The 22,672-nt window shown below is 62.2% G+C and carries 22 protein-coding genes and 1 tRNA gene; 13 read left to right on the top strand and 10 right to left on the bottom strand.

Features of this window, described 5'->3' with window-relative positions; genetic code table 11:
• The first annotated feature begins 16 nt into the window (after positions 1 to 16).
• From G6N78_RS05375 to G6N78_RS05330, 10 genes are all read left to right on the top strand, one after another.
• A complete protein-coding gene (locus tag G6N78_RS05375) occupies positions 17 to 313 on the top strand; it encodes an STAS domain-containing protein (RefSeq protein WP_165216324.1) in 297 nt (98 codons plus the stop codon).
• Positions 310 to 678 carry a response regulator gene (locus G6N78_RS05370; protein ID WP_165216323.1) on the top strand — a complete coding sequence of 123 codons (369 nt, stop codon included), beginning with the start codon at positions 310 to 312 and terminating at the stop codon, positions 676 to 678. The genes G6N78_RS05375 and G6N78_RS05370 overlap by 4 nt, the downstream gene beginning before the upstream one ends.
• Complete coding sequence (locus G6N78_RS05365; protein ID WP_165216321.1) at positions 675 to 2,798, top strand: chemotaxis protein CheA; 2,124 nt, start codon at positions 675 to 677, stop codon at positions 2,796 to 2,798. Before G6N78_RS05370 ends, G6N78_RS05365 begins: the two co-directional genes overlap by 4 nt.
• Positions 2,795 to 3,307, top strand: a complete 513-nt coding sequence (locus tag G6N78_RS05360; protein WP_165216319.1) for a chemotaxis protein CheW — start codon at positions 2,795 to 2,797, stop codon at positions 3,305 to 3,307. Before G6N78_RS05365 ends, G6N78_RS05360 begins: the two co-directional genes overlap by 4 nt.
• A 22-nt stretch (positions 3,308 to 3,329) precedes the next feature.
• Positions 3,330 to 5,021 carry a methyl-accepting chemotaxis protein gene (locus G6N78_RS05355; protein ID WP_165216317.1) on the top strand — a complete coding sequence of 564 codons (1,692 nt, stop codon included), beginning with the start codon at positions 3,330 to 3,332 and terminating at the stop codon, positions 5,019 to 5,021.
• A gap of 129 nt (positions 5,022 to 5,150) precedes the next feature.
• Positions 5,151 to 7,064, top strand: coding sequence for a methyl-accepting chemotaxis protein (locus G6N78_RS05350; protein ID WP_165216316.1), 1,914 nt, complete (start codon positions 5,151 to 5,153; stop codon positions 7,062 to 7,064).
• A gap of 3 nt (positions 7,065 to 7,067) precedes the next feature.
• Complete coding sequence (locus G6N78_RS05345) at positions 7,068 to 7,556, top strand: chemotaxis protein CheW (RefSeq protein WP_165216314.1); 489 nt, start codon at positions 7,068 to 7,070, stop codon at positions 7,554 to 7,556.
• Between the two features lie 11 nt (positions 7,557 to 7,567).
• A complete protein-coding gene (locus G6N78_RS05340) occupies positions 7,568 to 8,425 on the top strand; it encodes a CheR family methyltransferase (protein ID WP_234905886.1) in 858 nt (285 codons plus the stop codon).
• Between the two features lie 6 nt (positions 8,426 to 8,431).
• Positions 8,432 to 9,517, top strand: a complete 1,086-nt coding sequence (locus G6N78_RS05335; RefSeq protein ID WP_165216311.1) for a protein-glutamate methylesterase/protein-glutamine glutaminase — start codon at positions 8,432 to 8,434, stop codon at positions 9,515 to 9,517.
• Between the two features lie 181 nt (positions 9,518 to 9,698).
• Positions 9,699 to 10,400 carry an AAA family ATPase gene (locus G6N78_RS05330; protein ID WP_165216310.1) on the top strand — a complete coding sequence of 234 codons (702 nt, stop codon included), beginning with the start codon at positions 9,699 to 9,701 and terminating at the stop codon, positions 10,398 to 10,400.
• Between the two features lie 42 nt (positions 10,401 to 10,442).
• Here the strand turns inward: G6N78_RS05330 and ccoS are convergent, their stop codons facing one another.
• From ccoS to ccoG, 4 genes are read right to left on the bottom strand one after another with little or no spacing between them, the layout of a single operon-like run.
• Positions 10,443 to 10,610: a cbb3-type cytochrome oxidase assembly protein CcoS gene (gene ccoS / locus G6N78_RS05325; protein ID WP_165216308.1), complete on the bottom strand. Its 168-nt coding sequence runs from the start codon at positions 10,608 to 10,610 to the stop codon at positions 10,443 to 10,445.
• Complete coding sequence (locus G6N78_RS05320; RefSeq protein ID WP_165216307.1) at positions 10,607 to 12,904, bottom strand: cation-translocating P-type ATPase; 2,298 nt, start codon at positions 12,902 to 12,904, stop codon at positions 10,607 to 10,609. The genes ccoS and G6N78_RS05320 overlap by 4 nt, the downstream gene beginning before the upstream one ends.
• The gene (locus tag G6N78_RS05315; RefSeq protein WP_165216305.1) at positions 12,901 to 13,395 is read right to left on the bottom strand and encodes a FixH family protein; all 495 of its coding nucleotides are present in this window, start codon (positions 13,393 to 13,395) and stop codon (positions 12,901 to 12,903) included. Before G6N78_RS05315 ends, G6N78_RS05320 begins: the two co-directional genes overlap by 4 nt.
• Positions 13,395 to 14,996 carry a cytochrome c oxidase accessory protein CcoG gene (ccoG, locus tag G6N78_RS05310; protein WP_165216304.1) on the bottom strand — a complete coding sequence of 534 codons (1,602 nt, stop codon included), beginning with the start codon at positions 14,994 to 14,996 and terminating at the stop codon, positions 13,395 to 13,397. The genes G6N78_RS05315 and ccoG overlap by 1 nt, the downstream gene beginning before the upstream one ends.
• A gap of 145 nt (positions 14,997 to 15,141) precedes the next feature.
• Between ccoG and G6N78_RS05305 the strand changes: the two genes are divergently transcribed.
• The gene (locus tag G6N78_RS05305) at positions 15,142 to 15,417 is read left to right on the top strand and encodes a hypothetical protein (protein WP_165216302.1); all 276 of its coding nucleotides are present in this window, start codon (positions 15,142 to 15,144) and stop codon (positions 15,415 to 15,417) included.
• Between the two features lie 3 nt (positions 15,418 to 15,420).
• On the top strand, positions 15,421 to 15,834 hold the full coding sequence (locus G6N78_RS05300) for a type II toxin-antitoxin system VapC family toxin (RefSeq protein ID WP_165216301.1): 414 nt from the start codon (positions 15,421 to 15,423) through the stop codon (positions 15,832 to 15,834).
• 1 nt (position 15,835) lies between these two features.
• Here G6N78_RS05300 and ccoP read toward each other — a convergent pair whose 3' ends face one another.
• Genes ccoP through ccoN form a run of 4 tightly spaced genes read right to left on the bottom strand, consistent with a single transcriptional unit; the run spans position 15,836 to position 19,229 of the window.
• The gene (gene ccoP, locus G6N78_RS05295; protein ID WP_165216299.1) at positions 15,836 to 16,699 is read right to left on the bottom strand and encodes a cytochrome-c oxidase, cbb3-type subunit III; all 864 of its coding nucleotides are present in this window, start codon (positions 16,697 to 16,699) and stop codon (positions 15,836 to 15,838) included.
• Between the two features lie 2 nt (positions 16,700 to 16,701).
• On the bottom strand, positions 16,702 to 16,854 hold the full coding sequence (locus G6N78_RS05290) for a cbb3-type cytochrome c oxidase subunit 3 (RefSeq protein ID WP_165216298.1): 153 nt from the start codon (positions 16,852 to 16,854) through the stop codon (positions 16,702 to 16,704).
• Positions 16,855 to 16,865: 11 nt separating this feature from the next.
• On the bottom strand, positions 16,866 to 17,597 hold the full coding sequence (gene ccoO, locus G6N78_RS05285) for a cytochrome-c oxidase, cbb3-type subunit II (RefSeq protein ID WP_165216296.1): 732 nt from the start codon (positions 17,595 to 17,597) through the stop codon (positions 16,866 to 16,868).
• Positions 17,598 to 17,609: 12 nt separating this feature from the next.
• Positions 17,610 to 19,229 carry a cytochrome-c oxidase, cbb3-type subunit I gene (gene ccoN / locus G6N78_RS05280; RefSeq protein ID WP_165216295.1) on the bottom strand — a complete coding sequence of 540 codons (1,620 nt, stop codon included), beginning with the start codon at positions 19,227 to 19,229 and terminating at the stop codon, positions 17,610 to 17,612.
• Between the two features lie 259 nt (positions 19,230 to 19,488).
• Between ccoN and G6N78_RS05275 the strand changes: the two genes are divergently transcribed.
• Positions 19,489 to 21,036 (top strand): putative bifunctional diguanylate cyclase/phosphodiesterase, encoded by a 1,548-nt coding sequence (locus G6N78_RS05275; protein ID WP_234905885.1) that lies wholly within the window; start codon positions 19,489 to 19,491, stop codon positions 21,034 to 21,036.
• 37 nt (positions 21,037 to 21,073) lie between these two features.
• On the opposite strand, the gene G6N78_RS05270 is transcribed toward G6N78_RS05275, so the two are convergent.
• Both G6N78_RS05270 and G6N78_RS05265 read right to left on the bottom strand, forming a co-directional pair.
• A tRNA-Pro gene (locus G6N78_RS05270) sits at positions 21,074 to 21,150 on the bottom strand.
• Positions 21,151 to 21,271: 121 nt separating this feature from the next.
• Positions 21,272 to 22,588 carry a UDP-glucose dehydrogenase family protein gene (locus G6N78_RS05265; protein WP_165216293.1) on the bottom strand — a complete coding sequence of 439 codons (1,317 nt, stop codon included), beginning with the start codon at positions 22,586 to 22,588 and terminating at the stop codon, positions 21,272 to 21,274.
• Positions 22,589 to 22,672 lie beyond the last annotated feature (84 nt).

Here is a 22,672-nt window from a genome sequence, read left to right as displayed (position 1 = left end):
AAGTTCTTTTACATGCATGTTCAGCGATCCGTTGACGGTTCGATTTGCTGGTCCGCATCAGGAGTCACTGCTTGGTGCTTTGGTTGATCATGCGCATGTCGAGGTTTCGGTCTCGCCGGACGCGGTGTGTGATCTGAGTTTTCTGCAATTACTGGAAGCGGCCCGTGTGTATGCGGGCACGGCTGGTCGGGTTGTATCCCTGTCGCGTGCGGCGGAGGGGGGCCTTCTGGATCTTCTGGAGAGATCGGGGTTCCTGTCGGCGATGACGCCGGAGGATCGGCGCTTCTGGCTTCACGAAGGAGTAACGCCATGAGCGCCCGTATTTTGACCGTCGACGATTCCGCCAGCATCCGGCTGACCACACGCGTGGCGCTGTCGAATGCCGGTTACGCCATCACCGAGGCGGTGGATGGCCTGGATGGCCTGTCGAAGCTGAAGGGTGGCCAGTACGACCTGGTCGTGACGGACCTGAACATGCCGAACATGGACGGTCTGACGATGATCCGCGAGCTGCGCAAGATCCCGTCCTGCATGGGCGTGCCGGTGATCTTCCTGACGACGGAATCCGACAACGAGCTGAAACAGCAGGCGAAGTCCGCCGGTGCGACCGGCTGGCTGACCAAGCCGTTCGATCCGGAAAGCCTGGTCAAGATTGTCAAGAAGGTGCTTGGCCGATGAGTTTTCCCGATCCGATTGCCGTCTTCCGCACCGAGGCCGCCGAACTTCTGGAGCAGGTGGAATCGGGTCTCCTCGACCTCAACCATGATCTCTCCGACAAGGAGCAGGTGGATGCGGTCTTCCGGGGCCTGCATACGCTCAAAGGCTCGGGCGCCATGTTCGGCTTCGAGGCGCTGGCCGCCTTCACCCATCACTGCGAGACCGCCTTCGACCAGGTGCGCAAGGGCATCGTGCCGGCGACCCATGATCTGGTGACGGCCGTGCTCGGCGCCACCGACCACATGCGGGCGCTGATCGAGGTGCCCGGTGGCGATCATGATGCGGCAAGCGAAACACTTCTTACCAGGCTGCGCGCCGCCGTCGCCGCTGCCGGCCATCCGGCAGGCGCGGCGCCTCAGGCAGCTGCCGCCACGCCGGCTGCACCGGTCGAAACTGCTTCGAGCGCTGCCGCGGGACAATCCGGACAAAAATCCGGGATCGTCACCTACAAGATCCGCTTCAGCCTGCCGCAGAACGCCATGGCGAACGGCACCAATCCGATCGGGCTTCTGGACGAGCTGGCCGAGCTCGGGACGGCAACCATCCGGGCCGATCTCAGCCGCATTCCGGCGATCGACGACCTGATTGCCACCGATCTCTATGTGTGCTGGGAGGTGGAGCTTTCAACCGACAAGCCGCGCGATGCGATCGACGACGTGTTCATCTTCGTCATGGACGAGATGCAGCTCGAGGTGACGGTGGTCGAACCACAGGGCACGACGGCCGAGCCCCCCGCCCCGCAGGCAACGCCTGCGCCGGTTGCAGCCGCCGCACCGGCCGCTCCTGTTGCCCCGTCCACCCAGTCCACATCGGCCGCAGCGGTTGCCGCGGCACCTGCTGCAGCGCCGGCCGCGCCCGCCGCTTCTGGCCGGGGCGCCGCCCAGGCCGATGCCAAGCAGCAGAAGGCCGCCGAAAACGTCCGTGTTCCGGCCGAGCGCCTCGACGAGTTGATGGACCGCGTCGGCGAGCTGGTGATTGCCCAGTCGCGCCTCAGTCAGCTCGCCGGCGTCAGCGGCGACCTGATGCTGCGCGCGGTCTCCGAAGATGTGGAGCGCCTGTCGGGCGAGCTGCGCGACACGATGATGGTGCTGCGCATGGTGCCCGTCGCTCAGCTTTTTGGCCGCTTCCGCCGCCTCGTGCATGATCTGGCCATCGAGACCGGCAAGGCGATCGAGCTCGTCACCGAAGGCGAGACCACCGAGGTGGACAAGAGCGTCATCGAACGGCTGGCCGATCCGCTCGTCCACCTGGTGCGCAATTCCTGCGACCATGGCCTCGAAAGCGCCGACGAGCGCCGCGCGGCCGGCAAGTCGCCGACGGGCCGCATCTTCCTCTCCGCCCGCCAGCAGGCCGGCGAAGTGATCATCACCATCAAGGACGACGGCCGCGGCATCAACCGCGAGCGGGTGCGCGCCAAGGCGGAAAGTTCCGGCCTGATCGCCGCCAATGCCAGCCTCTCCGACCAGGACCTTTTGCAGCTGATCTTCCAGCCCGGCTTCTCCACCGCCCAGCAGGTGACCAATCTCTCTGGTCGTGGCGTCGGCATGGATGTCGTCAAGCGCACCATCGATGCGCTGCGCGGCACGATCAACGTCGTCTCGAGGCCCGGCGAAGGCTCGGAGATCTCGCTCGCCATCCCGCTGACGCTTGCCATCATCGACGGCCTGCTCGTGCGGGTCGGCTCCGGCCGTTACGTCATCCCGCTCTCGGCGGTGGAAGAGTGCCTCGAACTCTCCGTCGAAGAGGACATGCGCTCGCGCGGCCGCAGCTTCATCTCGCTGCGCGACAGCCTGGTGCCCTTCATCCGCCTGCGCGATCTGTTCCGGACCGGCACCAAGCCCGATCCCTTCCAGAAGGTGGTGGTGATCTCGACGGGGGCCGAACGGGTCGGCCTCGTCGTCGACCAGATCATCGGCGACCACCAGACGGTGATCAAGGCGATGTCCAAACTGCATCATGACGTGGTGACCTTCTCGGGCGCCACGATCCTCGGCGACGGCGGCGTCGCCCTGATCCTCGATGTCGCCCATTTGGTGGCGGCCGGCCAGCAACAGGAGGCGCATTTGCGCGCGGCAGGATGAGTGAAGCACTGCGCAAGCTACCCGAACACCTCTGGGACGGTCGCGAGGAACTGGAAGTCCTCACCTTCGAGATCGCGGGAGAAATGTTCGCGCTCGAAGCGGTCCATGTCCAGGAAATCCTCGATCTCCTGCCGGAAACGCCGGTGCCCGGGGCCAAACCCTTCGTCGGCAGCGTCATCAACTTCCGCGGCAAGGTCATTCCGCTCGCCGACATCCGGCTCGCCTTCGGCATGGAGGCGACCACCACCACCATCGACAGCCGCATTATCGTGCTGGAACTCGACATCGACGACGAGCCGACGCTGACCGGCATCCGCACCGACAAGGTGCACGAGGTCACCACGCTCGAAAAATCCCACGGCGAACCGCCGCCCAGCGTCGGCATGCGCTGGAGGCCCGACTTCATCGACTGCCTCGTCCGACGACACGGCGAGTTCATCATCATTCCAAACCTCAAAACAATCTTCTCCGCTCAGAGCGAGCGCAATCAACAGGCCCAGCAGGGCTGAACGCGACGTCAAGGGGGCTACCATGCGCGCAACCATTAAATTTAAACTGGCGGTGGCCTTTGGCTTCGTCATCGCCATGCTGATCGCCATCGCGACGCTCGGCGTCCTGAGCCTCGGCAATCTCAACGATACGTTGGAGAATGTCGTGGAAGGTCCGGCCACGCGCCTCAATTTGGCGCAGTCCATGAACAATGCGCAGCTGCAGCAGCTGCGGCAGCAGAAGAACATGCTGCTGGCCACCGACATGAAGGCCGTCAATGATTACGCGGCGACCGCGGCTGCCTATCGCAAGGAATTCGACGATGCCTACCAGGCCGTCCTCCTGCTCGCGACCGAGCAGGGCAAGGTTGTCTGGAACAAGCTCAACTCCTTCATGGTCGAATACCGCAAGCAGGACGATCAGATCAAAAGCCTGATCCTGGCCGGCGATCGCGATGCGGCCCTGAAGATCTCCACCACGGAAAACCGCGCGACGGTCAACGAGATCGACAAGCTCCTGACGGAAATCGTCGAGCTTGAGGCCTCCCGTTTGAAGGACGCCAAACTTGCGGCCGGTGAGGATTACCGTCAGACCCGCCTCATCGTGCTGTCGGTCGCCGGTGGTGCTCTGCTGATCGCCGTCATCGCTGCCATCTGGATCGCCATGTCGATCAACCGCGGTCTGCGCACCGCCGTTGTCGCCGTCCAGAACATTGCCGAAGGCGACCTCACCTCGACGGCCACGATCACCACGCGTGATGAAATCGGCGAGCTTCTCGGTTACGTCAACGCCATGATCGAACGTCTGCGCGGCGTGGTCGGCGACGCACTCTCGGCCTCCGACAATGTCTCGTCGGGCAGCCAGGAACTCTCGGCAAGCTCCGAGCAGCTCTCCCAGGGTGCCACCGAACAGGCCTCCGCCGCCGAGCAGGCCTCTGCCTCGATGGAAGAAATGGCCGCCAACATCAAGCAGAACGCTGAAAACGCCGCCCAGACAGAAAAGATCGCCCGCCAGTCCTCGCGCGACGCGGAAAGCTCGGGCCAGGCCGTCAACAAGGCCGTCGGCGCGATGCGGACGATCGCTGAAAAGATCTCGATCGTTCAGGAAATCGCCCGCCAGACCGATCTGCTCGCCCTCAACGCCGCGGTGGAAGCCGCGCGTGCCGGCGAACACGGCAAGGGGTTTGCGGTCGTCGCGTCGGAAGTGCGCAAGCTGGCGGAACGCAGCCAGGCCGCTGCCGCGGAAATCTCGGCGCTCTCCGGCGATACTGTGCAGGTGGCGACCGAAGCCGGCGAGATGCTGAACCGTCTGGTGCCGGACATCCAGAAGACCGCCGAACTGGTCTCGGAAATCTCGGCCGCCTGCCGCGAGCAGGATGTTGGCGCGAGCCAGATCAACGAGGCGATCCAGCAGCTTGATCGCGTGACGCAGCAGAATGCCTCGGCGTCGGAAGAAATGTCGGCGACCTCGGAAGAACTGGCCGCGCAGGCCGAAGAACTGCAGGCTTCCATCGCCTTCTTCCGCGTCGAGCGGACCAAAGCAAGCCGCACGCCGACAAACGTTCGTCCCGCACCGATGGCCACCAAAAAGGCCTCCGCCGCGAAACCGGCAGCAGGCCCACGCGCTTCTGGCAACAGTGTTGCCGCCCAGCAGGCGCGCGTCCAGGGTTTCGCCCTTGATCTCTCCATGGGGGGACCGGACGAGGATGACGCGGCGTTCCGGCAGAGCGCCTGAGAAGACGCTGCCATCCCGGCTTCTGCCGGGATGGCTATTTAGCAAATTCTAAATTTATTGCTGGTAGTCCATCGAGATTGCTCGGCGTGTTTCCAAAAGATCACTTTGCGCGTTGCGGAAGGTTACCAGATGCGTTTCACCGTCAGATTTAAATTGATTTTGTCCTTCGGACTTCTCGTCCTTCTGATCGCCGGCCTCGGCGCGTTCAGTCTGCTGCAGATGGGACATGTCAACGGAAAGGCAAACGAAGTCGCATCCGACTGGATGCCATCGGTCGATATTTCCAACCAGATGAACACGGCCACGTCAGACTTCCGAAACGCGGAACTGCAGCATGTCATTGCCCAGGACGAAGCCGGAATGAAGCAGTGGGCGGCCGAGCAGGCCGAGCTGGCGAAGGCGATTTCGAAGCTTCAGACACAATATCAGACCCTCATCGCTTCGGCGGAAGAACGGGGCCTCTACGAAACGTTTCAGCGCTCCTGGGGCGAGTATATGGCTCTTCATGAGAAGGCTTTCCAGTTTGCAGCGCAAAACGAGACGGATCGGGCCATGGCGATCTACAATGGCGATGCGCTGAAAGTCTTTGGGGAAGCGTCCAACACCTTGCTCGACCTCGTGAGTTACAACAGAAGAAGCGGTACGGCTGCCGCTAACGAAGGCTCGGCTATCTATCAAACGGCCGTACTTCTGGTCATTGGCGGTATAGCGCTGTGTGCCATCTTCGCCGTGGCCGTCGCGATCTGGATGTCGCTGTCCATTGGCCGGGGTTTGAACCGAGCCACGGATCTCGTTCAGGCTGTCGCCATCGGCGATCTTGGCTACGAGGTCGATCACACTACGAATGACGAGATCAAGGACCTCATCAATGCGATGAAGGGCATGACCGCAAACCTGCGCCAGACCGCCGCCGCCGCTGACCGCATTTCGCTGGGCGATGTCAGTGTGGCCGTGAAGCCGCTGTCGGATAAGGATACGCTCGGCATTTCGATGTCGCAGATGGTCGAATACCTGCAGCGGACCGCGCATCTTGCCACGACCATTTCCGAAGGTGATCTCACCGTTACCGCACGCCGGCAATCCGATGCCGATTCGCTCGGCATCGCTCTCGAAAACATGGTGGAACGTCTGCGAAGCGTCGTTGGTGATGCGGTGGCGGCTTCGAACAACGTGTCCTCCGGCAGTCAGGAACTCTCGGCAAGCTCCGAGCAGCTCTCCCAGGGTGCCACCGAACAGGCCTCCGCCGCCGAACAGGCGTCTGCCTCGATGGAAGAGATGGCCGCCAACATCAAGCAGAACGCCGAAAACGCCGCCCAGACGGAAAAGATCGCCCGCCAGTCTTCGCGCGACGCGGAAAGCTCGGGCCAGGCCGTGAACAAGGCCGTCGGTGCAATGCGCACGATCGCCGAAAAGATCTCGATCGTCCAGGAAATCGCCCGCCAGACCGATCTGCTGGCCCTCAACGCCGCCGTCGAAGCGGCTCGTGCCGGCGAACATGGCAAGGGCTTTGCGGTCGTCGCCTCCGAAGTCCGCAAGCTGGCCGAGCGCAGCCAGGCCGCTGCCGCGGAAATCTCGGCGCTCTCCGGCGATACGGTTCAGGTCGCAACCGAAGCTGGCGAGATGTTGAACCGGTTGGTGCCGGACATCCAGAAGACGGCGGAACTCGTGTCGGAAATCTCGGCCGCCTGCCGCGAACAGGATGTTGGCGCGAGCCAGATCAACGAGGCGATCCAGCAGCTCGACCGCGTGACGCAGCAGAATGCCTCGGCGTCGGAAGAAATGTCCGGCACCTCGGAAGAGCTTGCTGCCCAGGCGGAAGAACTGCAGGCCTCCATCGCCTTCTTCCGGGTCGAGCGGACACCCTCGTCGCGCCGTGGCGTGAATCCGCCTGTCAAGGCAGCCTCCCAGAAGGCCACGGCTGGTCTTCAGCGCCGCCCGGATACCTCCGTCTCCGCCCAGCAGGCGCGTGCAAAAGGTTTTGCCCTCGATCTGTCGATGGGCGGACCGGATGACGATGACATCAACTTTCGGGAAAGTGCCTAATCCATGTCGACAGCCTCAGAAGCGCAGTTCGTGACGTTCAGCCTCGGCGAGGAGATCTTTGCCGTGCCGGTCGACGTGGTCCGGGAGATCCTCGACCATGAGGAGCCGTTCAAGATCCCGCATGGGCCGGATTATCTTCTAGGTCTTCGGGATGTGCGCGGCCAGGGCGTGCCGGTCATCGATCTGCGCCTGAGGCTCGGCATGAGCCGCACCGAAAAGACGCCGCACACCCGCATCCTGGTGCTGGACGTGCCGGTCGAGGGGCGGGTTCTGGCCCTCGGCCTGGTGGCGGACCGCGTCTATGAGGTGGTGCCGTTCCAGAGCGGCCAGATCGAGAACGCGCCGGATATCGGCATCCGCTGGCGCTCCGACTATATTGCCGGGGTCGTGCGCCGCAATGGCGGTTTCGTCGTCATCATCGACCTCGCCCGGCTCTTCTCCGATTCCGGTGCAGCGCTCGCCGGCTTCGGAAAGACACAGAACGTCGCATGAGGAGTTCCCGCGTGGCAACACACACTGCAGTGGCGCAACAGCCCCTCGATGACCGTCTGAGCAAGCGGAATTTCGATCGTCTCAGCGCCTACATCTACAAATACAGTGGCATCAAGATGCCGATTACCAAAATGACGATGCTGGAGGGGCGGCTGCGCAAGCGGCTGCGCGCGACCGGCATCGAGGGGTTTAACGCCTATTGCGACTACCTGTTCGAGCACAATGGTCTGGAGACGGAATCCATCTACCTGATCGATGCCGTCACCACCAACAAGACGGATTTCTTCCGCGAGCCGAAGCATTTCGAATATCTGGTGGAAAAAGCCATCCCGGATCTGATTGCGCAGGGCCATCGGCAGGTGCGGGTCTGGAGTTCCGCCTGCTCCACCGGTGCCGAACCGTTCACGCTGGCCATGGTCCTGCATGACTGCCTGGAATCGAAGCAGGACATCTCCTTCAAGGTGATTGCCACCGACCTCTCGACGGAGGTTCTGCAGACGGCAAGGCGCGCCATCTATTCGCGTGACATGATGGAACCGGTGCCGCCTGCCATGCGACGCAAATACGTCATGGAGGCGATCGATTCGCGCCGCACCGAAGTCCGGATGTCCCCGCTGCTGCGGCGCCATGTCGGGTTCGGCCGGCTGAACCTGATGGATGACAACTATCCGGTCAATGAACAGCAGCATGTGGTGTTTTGTCGGAATGTGCTCATCTACTTCGACAAACCCACTCAGTTGCATGTTCTCTCGCGTCTTTGCGATTGCTTAGTGCCTGGCGGCTATCTTTTCATCGGCCACTCGGAAACGGCATCCAGTCTCAACCTGCCCATCCGGCAGGTGGCCAATACGGTGTTCAAACGGGTGTAGCTCATCATGGAAAAACGCAAGATCCGGGTCCTGATCGTCGACGATTCCGCAAGCATCCGCCAGACGCTGACACAAATCCTGTCCGAGGATCCCGAGATCGAGGTCATCGGGGTTGCATCCGATCCGTTCGCGGCGGCAAAGAAGATCCGGGAGGAAATTCCGGACGTCATCACGCTCGATGTCGAGATGCCGCAGATGGATGGCATCACCTTCCTGCGCAAGCTGATGTCGCAGCATCCCATTCCGGTCGTCATGTGTTCGTCGCTGACGGAAGCGGGATCCGAAACCCTGCTCCAGGCGCTGGATGCCGGTGCCATCGACATCATTCTGAAGCCGAAGATCGGCGCTGCCGACCATCTGGCGGAAAGTGCGGAACGGGTGCGCAATGCCGTGAAGGGCGCTGCCCGAGCCAGCATGGGCAAGCTGCGCCGTTTCCGGCCGAAGTCCGAACTCGTCCAGGCCAAACTGACCGCCGATGCCATTCTGCCGCCGCCGAAAGCCGGCGCCATGGCCAAGACGACCGAGATGGTTGTCTGTGTCGGCGCCTCGACGGGCGGCACGGAGGCTCTGAGAGAACTTCTCGAGGCGCTTCCCGCCAACGCGCCCGGCATCGTCATCGTGCAACATATGCCGGAATCCTTTACCGCCGCCTTTGCCAAGCGTCTGAACGGGCTGTGCGAAGTGGAGATCAAGGAAGCGGCCAACGGCGATCCCGTGCTGCGCGGCCATGTGCTGATCGCGCCCGGCGACAAGCACCTTCTCCTGGAGCGGCGCGGTGCCCGCTATGAGGTCAGCGTCCGTCCGGGTCCCCTTGTCTCGCGCCACCGCCCCTCGGTGGACGTTCTCTTCCGCTCCGCAGCGCGCTGCGCCGGATCGAATGCCATGGGCGTGATCATGACCGGCATGGGCGATGACGGCGCCCGCGGCATGGAGGAGATGCACCAGGCCGGCGCCTTCACCGTTGCCCAGGACGAGGCGACGTCGGTGGTGTTCGGCATGCCAAAGGAAGCGATTGCCAGAGGTGGGGTCGATCGCATCGTGCCGCTGCATCAGATCGCTCAGGAAATCATGGCGGCCGATCGCCGGCATTGAATAGGACTTGTGGTCCATCGCGCTCTATAGCGGTCGCCCACACAGCAAAACCGGTGCGGCAGGGCCAGTATCCGCATCAGAATTTTCCGCTTTATTAACCATGTTGCGGAACAATGAAGGGGCACGATGGAAGTGCCGAGATGAGAGCGATTGACCGCTCGCGAACCTTCAGGGACCGGACATGCCCGTCATTACCTTCGCCAATACCAAGGGAGGCGCCGGCAAGACCACCGCCGTGCTTCTGCTTGCGACCGAGCTTTCGCGTTTGGGCCACCGGGTGACCGTGCTGGATGCCGATCCGCAGTTCTGGATGTCCCGCTGGTACGACCTGTCCCAACCACTGCCGCGACTGACCGTCATCCCCTATGTCACGCAAGCCTCCATCGACCGGCATCTGCAGGAGATGGCGTCCGCGACCGACTATTTCCTGATCGACCTTCCGGGCGCCCGCAGCCCACTTCTTGCGAAGGCCATCGGTCTGTCCGATCATGTGCTGATCCCGATCCAGGGCTGCGCCATGGATGCCCAGGGTGGCGCGCATGTGCTGGAGCTTCTGCAGTATCTCGATGCCAAGCTTGGTCTGAAAGTGCCGCACTCGGTGGTTCTCACCCGTGTGAACTCGATGGTCACGACGCGCGCTCTTCTCGCCGTGAAGGGTTTGCTGGCGCAGCGCAATGTCGATGTCCTGAACACGCCGATCATCGAGCGGGCCGCCTTCCGTGATGTCTTCGATTGCGGTGGAACACTCTACACGATGAGCGCGGATCGGGTCAGCAATCTCGACAAGGCGCGTGAGAATGCAAGGCTCTATGCGGAAGAGATCATCCGCCGGGTGCCGGCTGTCGCCGCTGCAAAACCGCGCATGGCCCAGTCCGCCGCCTGAGGGGACGTTTCTGGAATTTACGAGGGAGCTGATGCCGGTGCGTCAGCTCCTTTTCTGTTTGTCGTGCGGCATCTCATCATCGCCGAGGACACGCCAGGCGGCGCCGTCCAGATCTTCATATTGTCCGCTTTTCAACGACCAGAGAAAGGCGCCGAGCCCAAGGCCTCCCAGAAACAGGGCAATCGGGATGAGGTAGATGAGCATGTTCATGCGGTTTGCGCCTTCGTGCTCATCTGTCCGCCGTCATGACGCTGCGGTTTGCCCAGTCCGGGTGCCGTCCGAAGCTGGTTGAGACGCAAGGCGTTCAAGACGACGATCATCGACGAGGTGGACATGGCGACTGCCGCGATGAGGGGGGTCGCGTAGCCGGCGATCGCGATCGGCACGGCAATCACGTTGTAGCCGATGGCAAGCGCGAAGTTCTCGCGGATGAGGCGACCGGCGCGGCGCGATACCTCGATGGCCAGCGGCACGGCACGCAGGCTCTCGTGCATGAAGACAAAATCCGCGGCCTGTCGGCCGATATCCGCTGCCGTGGCGGGCGCCATCGAAACATGGGCGGCACTCAGCGCTGGCGCATCATTGATGCCGTCGCCGACCATCAGGATCTTGTGACCAAGGCCGGCAAGCTCCTGAATGGCTTCCGTCTTGCCGCGTGGTGAGAGCTCCGCCTTCCAGTTGACGATGCTAAGACGCGCGGCCAATCGTGCGACCACACCCTGGCGGTCACCCGACAGGATGCCGAGCGAATACCCCTTGGCAGACAGCTCCCGTGCAGCGTCATCACACCCCTGCCGGACCCGGTCCTCGAAGGTGAAGGAGGCAAGCTCCCGGCCGTTCAGGGAAAGCACCACCTCGGACACGCTGTCTTCCACGGGAGCGCGGCTGCCCGGGCAGGCAAAGGCACGTTTGCCCAATCTTGCCTCGCCCTCCGAAAGATGCGCGAGAAGCCCGGCGCCAGGCCGCTCCTCGACGGTAGCCAGAACCGGCATCGGTCCGTCATGGGCGGCATGAATGGCCTGCGAGAGGGGATGACGCGACGACGCGGCAAGCGCCGCCGCCAGGGCCAGATGCGCGGGCAGGCCCTTGGACTGCAGCAGGCGAGGAACGCCCAGTGTCAGCGTGCCCGTCTTGTCGAAGAGGATCGTATCGGCTTCGGCCAGGCGTTCCATGGCCGAACCGTCCTTCACCATGATGCCGTTGCGGAAGAGGCGGCCGGCGGCAACGACCTGCACCACCGGCACCGCAAGGCCGAGCGCACAGGGGCAGGTGATGATGAGGACCGCAATCGCGATCAGCAGCGCCTGCTTCCAGTCACCGCCACCGATCCCCCAGCCGAGGAAGGTGAGGAGCGCCAGAAGGTGCACTGCGGGTGAATAGATGCTCGCCGCACGGTCGGCAATGCGCCGATAGCGCGCGCGTCCGCCCTCGGCGGCTTCCATCAGAGAGATCACCTCGGCGAGGAAGGAATCCCGCGCGCTGGCTGTGGCACGGATCATCAGGCTGCCGGTCAGGCTGACCGTTCCCGCCTGAACCGGATCATCCGGCTTGACGGCGACCGGTGCGCTTTCGCCATTGACGATGGAGAGATCCAGATCGCTTTGCCCCTGGATGACCATGCCATCGACCGGGATGCGGTCGCCGGCCGCCACCGCAATCACATCGCCCGGTTTCACGTCCTGCACGGGCCGGTACTCGCGGCTGCCATCCGGCTGCACGACCAGCGCACCTCGGGGGGCTAGCCGGGCAAGCCCGGTGACGGCCGAACGAGCGCGGTCACGCATGATATGGTCCAGCGTGCGGCCGATCAGCAGGAAGAACAGGAGCGAGACCGTGGCGTCGAACCAGACATGCTCGCCGTGATGGATCGTCTCCCACAGCGACACCGCGTAGGACAAGGTGATGGCGAGCGCGATCGGCACGTCCATGTTGGTGCGTCCGCTGCGAAGGACCGTCCAGGCGGAGCGATAGAAGAAGCGCCCGCCATAGACGAGCGCCGGTGCCGCGATCATGGCCGAGATCCAGTGGAAGAGATCGCGGGTGGAGGCTTCCGCCCCAGACCAGACGGAGACCGAAAGCAGCATGATGTTGGCCGCTGCAAATCCGGTGACGGCCACCCCCCGGATCAGCTGGGTCTTCAACTCGTCCGCCTCGTCGCTTTCCGTCGAGAAGAGATGCGCTTCGTACCCGGTTGCCCGGCGAATGGTATCGGCAAAGGTCGCCGGATCCGTGGGATTGTCCTCGCGGCCGGCCTGCCAGACGATCGACACGCGTTTCGTGGACAGGTTCACGCGCGCTTTCGTGACGGCCGGCAGACGGCCGAGCGCGCCCTCGACGGCGGAAATGCAGGCGCCGCAATGAACGCCCGGCACGCTGAGATCGGTCTGCAGGAGGCCGTTTCCGAGATCACGGCTGGCCAAGAGAAGCTCCTCGCGCGAGGGCAATCCGCGTGCGGCGCGTTCGATCTCAAGGGAGGCCTCGGTGCCTGGCGCGCAGCAGCTCATGGAGTGTCCCCAATGATGGCGATGCGCTGGGTGTGGTGGAGGATGCGCTGATTGTTGCGCAGCGCCGAGACCTCGACGATCCAGTGGCCAGGCATCACGGTGTGGCTGGCCTCGAACAGGCCGTGGCCGCGGTCATCAAGCGGAAGCACAAAATCCTGGTGATCCCCGACCGGGCGGCGGAAGCTGGCAACGACCTGATCGGCCATCACCGGCTCTCCCGCCGCGTCGGTGATCACATACCGCACGGTGCCGTCCTTCACCGTCAGGCTGCCGGAAATGCCGGTGGCATCCAGCTTTCTGGCTTCTGCTACCTTGGTGTTGAACTGTTGGCTGGCGACATAGGTGTTTTCCACCACGATGCCGCTCCAGCTATGGATGGCCTGGTAGGCCATGAAGAAGTTGACCGAGATGATGGTGCCGAAAAAGAGGCAGATCACGCCCAGCATGTGCCAGCCGGTAAAGACGAATTCCTTGGCCTGACGGGTGTTCATCATTTGGCTCCGGGTGTGTAGAAATTGGCGTTGTAGACATCGCGCTCATGGCTGGAGCGGTCTTCGGCGATGAAGCGGAAACCTTCCCGCGCATCCTCGACGGCGTGTTTCGGCAACGTGACGAAAACCTTCAGCGTGGTGGCCTTGTCCGGTTCGACCGGGATGGCGAAAACTCGGTCGGAATAGTCGCTCGACAGCTGCGGGATCTTCATCTCGCCGGTGCTGAGCCCCTGCATCGACAACAGGATCGTCCGTCTTTCGGGGATCATGTTCAGCAGGCGGATAGTGTAGCCGTTGCGGATCGAACCGTCCGATTCCACGACGAACTGCGGGTTGCGGTCGTGGACCACGTTGACCTCCAGGCGGTCGCGACTGAGCAGCGCGACGAGGAGGCCGATGCCGACGGCGCTCCAGACCCCCATGTAGACGAGCGTGCGCGGACGGAAGATGACGCGCCAGTTGAAGTGGCGCACCTTGTCGCTGAAGCTGCCATCGTCGCTGCGCACGCGCTTCGGATCGATCGCCGTGCGGCCGTTATCGGTGGCGAGCGCCATGTTCGATTGGTATTCGTTGAGCGTTGCGTAGGCGATGAGACCCCGTTCGCGACCGAGCTTGTCCATCACGCTGTCACAGGCATCAATGCAGAGCGCGCAGGTAATGCAGGCGAGCTGCTGTCCATCGCGAATGTCGATGCCCATGGGACAGACGGCGACGCAGGCATTGCAATCGACGCAGTCGCCGACAACCTGATTGGCGCTGGCAGCCTTCTTGGCATGCTTGCCGCGCGGTTCGCCACGCCAGTCGTTATAGGTCACGACAAGCGAGTTCTCGTCCAGCATCGCGCCCTGGATTCGCGGCCAGGGGCACATATAGATGCAGACCTGCTCGCGCATCAGGCCACCCAGCACATAGGTCGTCGCGGTCAGGATCGCGACGGTGGAGTAGGCGACATAGTTCGCCTGCCCGGTGACGAAATCGAAGGCGAGAGACGGGGCATCGGCAAAATAGAAGATCCAGGCGCCGCCGGTCGCCACCGCGATCGCAAGCCAGGTCGCGTGTTTACTCACGCGTTTCCAGATCTTCGAAAAACTCCAGGGCGCCGCATCGAGCTTGATGCGGGCATTGCGATCCCCTTCGATGAACCGTTCGACGGCCATGAAGAGATCGACCCAGACCGTCTGGGGACAGGTGTACCCGCACCAGGCCCGCCCGACCGCGGATGTGACCAAGAAAAGGCCGAAGCCGGCCATGACGAGGAGCCCCGCGACGAAGAAGAATTCCTGCGGCCAGATCTCGATGAAGAAGAAATAGAAGCGGCGCCCGGCCAGATCGACCAGCACGGCCTGGTCCGGCGCGTAAGGCCCCCGGTCCCAGCGGATCCAGGGCGTCAGATAATAGATGCCGAGAGTCACCAGCATCACCAACCACTTGAACCGCCGAAACTGCCCTTCCACTCGCTTGGGAAAGATTTTCTCCCGCGCTGAGTAAAGAGGCTCGGGATTGGGCGAAGCCGGTGCCGGCTGATCCGGCACCCTCGCATCGGTTCCCGGCTTGCCGCTGCCGGCGTCGAACTGTTCGGAATGTGCGGTTTCGAGTGACATGGGCTTCCATCCTTGATCGCGGAAACCCTGCCTCCAAAATGCCTGTTATTCCTTGATGGAAATCAATCCGCCGGGTGCGACCTTTGCGCCCAATCTGGCGAGGAGCGGCTTTCTCGCCTATAGTGGCCGCAACAGGAGACGGCCCATGGGCAAACACCGACTGGAAATCGAACTGACGGATGATCTTCTGTCTCGGATCGACAGCGTATCGGCCCGCACCAACCATTCCCGCATGGATGTGGTGGTGGAGACGCTGCGGGAGCATCTGCCGGAGGATCCTGGTGTCGCAAGGGGAGACACCGAAGCCTTACCGGCCATGCGTGCTCTCGATGACGCTTACGAGCAGGGACTGCGCCTTAAGATCAATCGATCGGATCGCGATATCCTGGAAAGCATTCGCACCTTTCGTGGCGAAGACTGAAAGATGCCGCGCAGGATCTATCTGGACGCAAACATTCTGATCTACCTCCTGGAAGGCAATCACACCCGTCGGGCCGAAGTACGGAAGATATTGGCCTTGCATTTGGGTGATAAGGACGAGTTTCATTCCAGCGAGCTCGTCATGGGAGAGTGTCTGCGGGGCGCATGGCGACATGGATCCGCTCTGGTGGAAGCCTATCGCCTGATGCTGTCCAACCGCGCGTTCATCACGCTCGCCCCTGTCACGCTTGCCCTCATCGAGCACGCCGCGGACCTGGGGGCCTCCCTCAACATAAAGCTCGTTGATTCTCTTCACGTGGCGACCGCGGAGGCCTGCGGCTGTCACCTCTTCCTGACAAACGACCGGGGCATTCGCGCCCCGGCCGGTCTTGCGTTGCAGTATCTGTCGGACGGCTGACTTATTCGCCGCCGCCGAGAGAATGGATGTAGACGGCCAGTTCCTTGACGGTGGTATCGCCGAGACGCACCTGCCAGGCGGGCATCACGCCGTGCTTCGGCTGGCGGATCTGCTGGGCGATCTCCGCCTCTCCCTTTACCTTCAGCCAGATGGCATCGGCGAGGTTCGGCGCGCCGAACTCGCGGTTGCCCTTGGCGTCCTCGCCGTGGCACGATGCGCAGTTGTCGAGGAAGATCTGCTTGCCGGGCTCGACCATGGCGGTGTCGCGCGGCGTGCCCGTCAGGCTGACGACGTAGGAGGCGACCTGGCGGATCTCCTCGGGCTTCAGAATATCGGCAAAGGCCGGCATTTCGGAAACCCGGGTGTCTGCGTCGTCGGCATAACGAATGCCGTGGGCGATCGTCTGGTGAATGGCCTCGGCGCTGCCGCCCCACAGCCAGTCATCGTCATTGAGGTTCGGGTAACCCGCCCCGCCGGCGGCACCGGAGCCGTGGCACTGGACACAATTGACCTTGAAGGCAGCAGCCCCAGCGGCGGTCGCAAACTGGGTCATCTGCGGGTCGGCGAGGATCTGGTCGAGGGAAGAGCCTGCGATCTTGTCGCGCACGCCCGCCTGTGCCGCCTTGGCGCTCAGCATTTCCTGAGCGAGTTCGCTGCGGCTGGAGTAACCGAGAACCCCCTTCGTCGCATCCGTCAGCATCGGCCAGGCCGGATAGATGACGGTATAGCCGAGCGCCCAGATGATGGTGGCATAGAAGGTCCAAAGCCACCAGCGCGGCAGCGGATTGTTCAGTTCGCGGATTCCGTCCCACTCATGGCCGGTGGTTTCGACGCCGCTGATGTCATCAATATGTTTGTCCGCCATGATCAATCCTCCTTCAGAGGGATTTTTGCGGCCTCGTTCGCCGAGGTGCTCGCGCCGGGAAGCAAGGTGAAGATCACCACGCCGACGAAAAACAGGGTCATTGCCAGAAGGCCCCAGCTATCGGCGAAGTGACGCATTGCGGTGTAGACTTCCATGACAACCCTCCTCAGCGATAACCGGTGGCATCGTCATAGGTCGAGAAATCGACCAGCGTGCCGAGCATCTGCAGATAGGCGACGAGTGCGTCCATCTCGGTGAGTTTTGCCGGGTCGCCATCGAAATCGCCGACCTTCGCCTTTGGATAGCGGGCCAGAAGCGCCGAGGTGTCGGCATTGGGGTCCGCCTGGGTGGACAGATCCGCCTTGGCGTTCTGCACCATCTCTTCCGTATAGGGCACGCCGACAAGGCTGTTTGCCTTGAGGTCCATGCTCACATCCGTCACCTCGAGCGGCGTTTCCTTGAGGAAGGCGTAGCTCGGCATCACCGATTCCGGCACCACGTCACGCGGGCGGATGAGGTGCTGCACATGCCATTCGTTGGAATAGCGATCGCCGACGCGGGCGAGATCTGGTCCCGTGCGCTTCGAACCCCACTGGAAGGGGTGGTCGTACATGCTCTCGGCGGCCAGGCTGTAGTGGCCATAACGCTCCACTTCATCCCGGAACGGGCGGATCATCTGGCTGTGGCAGACATAGCAGCCTTCGCGGATGTAGATGTTGCGACCGGCAAGCTCCAGCGGCGAATAGGGCCGCATGCCTTCCACCTTCTCGATGGTGTTGTCGAGGTAGAAGAGGGGCGCGATTTCGACGATGCCGCCGATCGAGACCACGAGCAGGGAGCCAACGAGAAGCAGGGTCGCGTTGCGCTCGATGAACTGGTGTTTCTCCATAATGGACATGGGATCCACTCCTTATTCGGCAGGCTGGAGACCGGCAGGAACGACGCCCGGAAGCGTTTCCTCCCGCTCGTAGCCGAGGATGGTCATGGTGATGTTGAAGGCCATGATGAGTGCACCGACCAGGTACATGGCACCGCCAACGGCGCGCAGCACATAGTAGGGGAACATGGCTCCGACGGTTTCGGCGAACGAGTAGACCAGGAAGCCCTGATCATCATATTCGCGCCACATCAGGCCCTGCTGGACGCCGGCCACCCACATAACGGCGGCGTAGACGACGATGCCGAGCGTGGCGAGCCAGAAGTGCCAGTTGACCATGGCGAGGCTGTAGAGGCGGTTGCGGTTCCACAGCTTCGGAACAAGGAAGTAGACCGCGCCGAACGAGATCATGCCGACCCAGCCAAGCGCACCGGAATGAACGTGACCGATGGTCCAGTCGGTGTAGTGGCTGAGGGAGTTAACGGCCTTCACCGACATCATCGGGCCTTCGAAGGTCGACATGCCGTAGAAGGCGATCGCAATCACCATCATGCGGATGATCGGGTCGGTACGGATCTTGTCCCAGGCGCCCGACAGCGTCATCAGGCCGTTGATCATGCCGCCCCAGGAGGGCATCCAGAGCATGATCGAGAACACCATGCCAAGCGTCTGCGCCCAGTCGGGCAGGGCTGTATAGTGCAGGTGGTGCGGGCCGGCCCAGATATACATGAAGATCAGAGCCCAGAAGTGGATGATCGACAGGCGATAGGAATAGACAGGACGGCCGGCCTGCTTCGGCACGAAGTAGTACATCATGCCGAGGAAGCCTGCGGTGAGGAAGAAACCGACGGCGTTATGCCCGTACCACCATTGCGTCAGGGCATCCTGGACGCCGGAAAAGACGGAATAGCTCTTGATACCCAGGAAGGAGACCGGAATGGCCAGATTGTTCACGACATGCAGCATGGCGATCGTGACGATGAAGGCCAGATAGAACCAGTTCGCCACATAGATATGCGGCTCCTTGCGCATCAGGATGGTGCCGAGGAAGACGACGAGATAGGCCACCCAGACGATGGTGAGCCACAGATCGACATACCACTCCGGCTCGGCATACTCGCGGCCCTGCGTGATGCCGAGAAGATAACCCGTGGCCGCCATGACGATGAACAGTTGGTAGCCCCAGAAGACGAACCAGCCGAGCCCGTCGCCGCCGAACAGGCGGGCGCGCGAGGTGCGCTGCACGACATAGAGCGACGTACAGATCAACGCATTTCCCCCGAAAGCGAAGATCACGGCAGAGGTATGAAGGGGGCGCATGCGCCCGAAGTTGAACCACGGACCGAAGTTCAGGTCCGGGAAGGCCAGTTGCAGTGCAACGACCACACCGACGAGGAAGCCGACGCATCCCCAGAAGGTGGTGGCGATCGCACCATATTTGACCACTTCGTCGAAATAACCGGAGCGGTCAGGCGCCACCTTGTTGGCGGGTGCGAACTTGACCCGCCGCAGCATGACGATCGTGGCGGCCGTCAGCGTAAAGAAGAGGACCCACATGTGGGCGGCAAACAGATGATCGTGGGCAAAGCCGGCACCCAGAAGCGCCAAAAACGCCCCCAAGGTCAGCGCCACGATCGGAACGGTGTTGTTCATTGGAACATCCCCCAAAGGCGAACAGTCACGGGTGAGCGCCGGGTTTCCCCGACGTACCCCTCCGCATGAACTCATCTCACTCGCGGGGCGAGCAGGCCTTGATCTGAATCAAGCTGGTGAATCGGACAGGATGAGGAGGTGCTCATAAATCTGGGGTTGCTTTATCAGTTTCTTAAACCAGATCGGGAACCATTGAGCCGCGCGGAAATGCATCTCCGCTTCAAGGCCATGAAGGCCACCAGTCGGACGGCCGGTCATCATGAAACTCTATGCCCGAAAAGCGGTTTGGCAGGCGTGGTTGCTGGGTGCGGTGGGCGCTGTTGCCTTCGGCATCTTCCATTACTTCGATTCCTATGAGTCGCTTCTTGCCTTTCTGCAGACGCACGAGGACTACGAGATCGATGAATTCCTGCTGGCGCTCGACATCTTCGGCGTCCTCTGCCTGATCTATGGCATCTTGCGTTTCTGGGATTTTCATCGGGAGCAGAAGCGGCGCGAGAAAGCCGAATCGCAGATCGACTGGATGGCTCTTCACGACAATCTGACAGGGTTGCAGAACCGCCATAGCCTGGAGCGCCGGCTTCGAACTGCGGAGGAGGCCTTTGGTGGATCGCGCCGGTTTTCCGTCCTCGTGATCGATCTCGACGGCTTCAAGCGCATCAACGATCTGGTCGGGCATCACGCGGGCGATCTCGTCTTGACGACGATCGCGGCACGGCTTCGCGACCATTTGGCGGACGACAATCTTTACCGCATGGGTGGCGACGAGTTCGTCGCGGTCATCGATACGCCAAGCCTTGCACTTCCGGTGGCGATGGCGCTGCTGCAGTCGTTGAACCGTCCGGTTCCCTTCAACGAGACGTCACTTGATATCGGCGCCAGTATCGGGGTTGCGACCGCGCCGACCGATGGCGCAAGTGGCGTGGAATGCCTGCGGGCGGCGGATGCGGCGATGTACACGGCCAAGGCCGCCGGACGCGGCAAGGTTCAGGTCTTCGACGCGACTATTCGGGAGCGGATGCAGCGACGGGACGTTGCGGAACGCAATTTGCGGCATGCTGTCGCCTATGGCGGCATCAGGCCCTTCTATCAGCCGATCATCGACCTGCAGTCCGGCAGGATCAGCGGTTTTGAGGCGCTTGCCCGCTGGCAGATGGAAGACGGACATTTCATTCCGCCCGCCGATTTCATTCCGCTCGCCGAAGACAGCGGACTGATGACCAGACTGACGGATGTGCTGCTGCGCCAGGCCTGTCTGGATGCCGCCGATTGGCCGGCCGACACGCGGTTGTCCTTCAACATTTCCCCGATACAGCTGAAGGACCGGATGCTCGGTCTGCGAATCCTTGCCATCCTGATGGAGACCAGCCTCGATCCGCGCCGGTTGGAGATCGAGATCACCGAAACGGCCCTTATCCAGGACCTCGAGACGGCGGCCTCCATCCTCAGCGAATTGCGCGCCGCCGGCATTTCCGTGGCACTCGACGATTTCGGCATCGGTTACTCGAACCTGGCACAGCTTTCGAACTTCAGCTTCGACAAGATCAAGATCGATCGAAGCTTCGTGAGTTCGTTCCAGGATCAGGAAAAGCAGGAAAAGATCGTAAGAGCCATTGTCGGCCTGGGCATGGGCCTCGATGTGCCGACAACCGCCGAAGGCATCGAGACCGAAGACCAGTTGTCGAGCCTCTCCAGCATGGGCTGCACCTATGGCCAGGGTTTTCTGTTCGGCAAGGCCATTCCCGCCGAGGAGGCGCGGCTCATGTTTGACGGCAGGTGCACGTTGCCGCTGAGACTATCCAGTTGATGATCGGCGATTTTCGGGAATTCGGGAGGTTTTAAACTGGTCGGAGTGGAGTGATTCGAACACTCGACCCCCACGTCCCGAACGTGGTGCGCTACCAGACTGCGCTACACTCCGTGACCAGTGGCGCTCCTATAGACGACGGATTTTTATTGCACAAGCTCTCTGTGACATTTTTTTTGAAAGTCCGGTGACAAGGCAGCCGCCGTGGGCGACGGATGCCTGCTGTCCGGAACGATTATTCGGCCGCGATCTGCCGCCCGACGCCAAAATAGCCGACGCCGTGGCGGGTGACTTCCTCGGCGGGATAGACATTGCGCAGATCGACCAGCATCGGCTGCGCCATGATCTGTTTCAGGCGGCGGAAGTCGAGCGCGCGGAACGCATCCCATTCCGTCACCAGCACCAGGGCGTCGGCACCCTCGGCAATCTTGTAGGGGTCCGTGCCGAACTCGACGCCCGACAGCATGCCGCGGGCAATCTCCATGCCTTCGGGGTCATAGGCATGGATCTTCGCCCCGTGATCCTGCAGCGCCTGGATGATCGAGATCGACGGTGCATCGCGCATGTCGTCGGTGTTCGGCTTGAAGGTCAGGCCGAGGATCGCGATCTTCTTGTCGCGCACATTGCCGTCGCAGGCGGCCATCACCTTGCGGGCCATGGCGCGCTTGCGGGTATCGTTGACCGCCACCGTCGTTTCGATGAGGCGCACCGGGCTGTCGTGGTCCTGCGCCGTTTTCACCAGCGCCATCGTATCCTTCGGGAAGCACGAGCCGCCGTAACCGGGGCCGGCATGCAGGAACTTGTCCCCAATGCGCTTGTCCATGCCGATGCCCTTGGCCACCTTCTGGACGTCGGCGCCGACCTTTTCGCACAGATCCGCCATCTCGTTGATGAAGGTGATCTTCATCGCGAGAAATGCATTGCCGGCATATTTGATGAGCTCGGAGGTACGGCGGTCGCAGAAGAACAGCGGCGCGGAATTGAGATAGAGCGGCCGGTAGACCTCGCGCATCACCTCGGTGGCGCGCTCATCCTCGGAGCCGATGACGATACGGTCCGGGCGCTTGAAGTCGGAGATGGCAGCCCCTTCGCGCAGGAATTCGGGATTGGAGACGACGGCGAAATCCGCATCCGGCCGCTCGGTCCGGATAATCCGCTCCACTTCGTCGCCGGTGCCGACCGGAACGGTCGATTTTGTCACGATGACGGTAAAACCGGTCATCGCATGGGCGATCTCCTTGGCCGCCGCATAGACGAAAGAGAGATCCGCATGGCCATCGCCACGCCGCGACGGCGTGCCGACGGCGATGAACACGACATCCGCCTCGGCAACGGCTGCGGCGAGATCGGTGGTGAAGGTGAGGCGGCCCGCCTTCACGTTGGATTTCACCAGGTCGTCGAGACCCGGCTCGTAGATCGGGATGACGCCGTTGCGCAGCGCCTCGACCTTGTCCGCGACATTGTCGACGCACGTCACCTCGTGGCCGAAATCGGCAAAACAAACGCCGGAGACCAGACCCACATAGCCGGCACCAATCATCGTGATACGCATCTATTTCTCTCTTGCAAAACCCGGCAGAACAGCCGGCAAAGGATCAGCGACAGCACAGGCATATAGGCACGAGACGGCGCTTTC

The organism is Allorhizobium pseudoryzae, from assembly GCF_011046245.1.
Lineage (GTDB): Bacteria > Pseudomonadota > Alphaproteobacteria > Rhizobiales > Rhizobiaceae > Neorhizobium > Neorhizobium pseudoryzae.
Note: the sequence above shows the minus strand (reverse complement) of the source record. Positions and strands in the feature narration are given on the sequence as shown.

Coding starts and splice junctions, on each gene's coding strand:
- G6N78_RS05370 (WP_165216323.1), top strand. CDS start 310: ATGAGCGCCCGTATTTTGACCGTCGACGATTCCGCCAGCATCCGGCTG.
- G6N78_RS05330 (WP_165216310.1), top strand. CDS start 9,699: ATGCCCGTCATTACCTTCGCCAATACCAAGGGAGGCGCCGGCAAGACC.
- ccoS (WP_165216308.1), bottom strand. CDS start 10,610: ATGAACATGCTCATCTACCTCATCCCGATTGCCCTGTTTCTGGGAGGC.
- G6N78_RS05300 (WP_165216301.1), top strand. CDS start 15,421: ATGCCGCGCAGGATCTATCTGGACGCAAACATTCTGATCTACCTCCTG.
- G6N78_RS05315 (WP_165216305.1), bottom strand. CDS start 13,395: ATGAACACCCGTCAGGCCAAGGAATTCGTCTTTACCGGCTGGCACATG.
- ccoG (WP_165216304.1), bottom strand. CDS start 14,996: ATGTCACTCGAAACCGCACATTCCGAACAGTTCGACGCCGGCAGCGGC.
- G6N78_RS05335 (WP_165216311.1), top strand. CDS start 8,432: ATGGAAAAACGCAAGATCCGGGTCCTGATCGTCGACGATTCCGCAAGC.
- G6N78_RS05290 (WP_165216298.1), bottom strand. CDS start 16,854: ATGGAAGTCTACACCGCAATGCGTCACTTCGCCGATAGCTGGGGCCTT.
- G6N78_RS05275 (WP_234905885.1), top strand. CDS start 19,489: ATGAAACTCTATGCCCGAAAAGCGGTTTGGCAGGCGTGGTTGCTGGGT.
- ccoO (WP_165216296.1), bottom strand. CDS start 17,597: ATGTCCATTATGGAGAAACACCAGTTCATCGAGCGCAACGCGACCCTG.
- G6N78_RS05365 (WP_165216321.1), top strand. CDS start 675: ATGAGTTTTCCCGATCCGATTGCCGTCTTCCGCACCGAGGCCGCCGAA.
- G6N78_RS05345 (WP_165216314.1), top strand. CDS start 7,068: ATGTCGACAGCCTCAGAAGCGCAGTTCGTGACGTTCAGCCTCGGCGAG.
- G6N78_RS05265 (WP_165216293.1), bottom strand. CDS start 22,588: ATGCGTATCACGATGATTGGTGCCGGCTATGTGGGTCTGGTCTCCGGC.
- G6N78_RS05375 (WP_165216324.1), top strand. CDS start 17: ATGTTCAGCGATCCGTTGACGGTTCGATTTGCTGGTCCGCATCAGGAG.
- G6N78_RS05360 (WP_165216319.1), top strand. CDS start 2,795: ATGAGTGAAGCACTGCGCAAGCTACCCGAACACCTCTGGGACGGTCGC.
- ccoP (WP_165216299.1), bottom strand. CDS start 16,699: ATGGCGGACAAACATATTGATGACATCAGCGGCGTCGAAACCACCGGC.
- ccoN (WP_165216295.1), bottom strand. CDS start 19,229: ATGAACAACACCGTTCCGATCGTGGCGCTGACCTTGGGGGCGTTTTTG.
- G6N78_RS05320 (WP_165216307.1), bottom strand. CDS start 12,904: ATGAGCTGCTGCGCGCCAGGCACCGAGGCCTCCCTTGAGATCGAACGC.
- G6N78_RS05350 (WP_165216316.1), top strand. CDS start 5,151: ATGCGTTTCACCGTCAGATTTAAATTGATTTTGTCCTTCGGACTTCTC.
- G6N78_RS05355 (WP_165216317.1), top strand. CDS start 3,330: ATGCGCGCAACCATTAAATTTAAACTGGCGGTGGCCTTTGGCTTCGTC.
- G6N78_RS05305 (WP_165216302.1), top strand. CDS start 15,142: ATGGGCAAACACCGACTGGAAATCGAACTGACGGATGATCTTCTGTCT.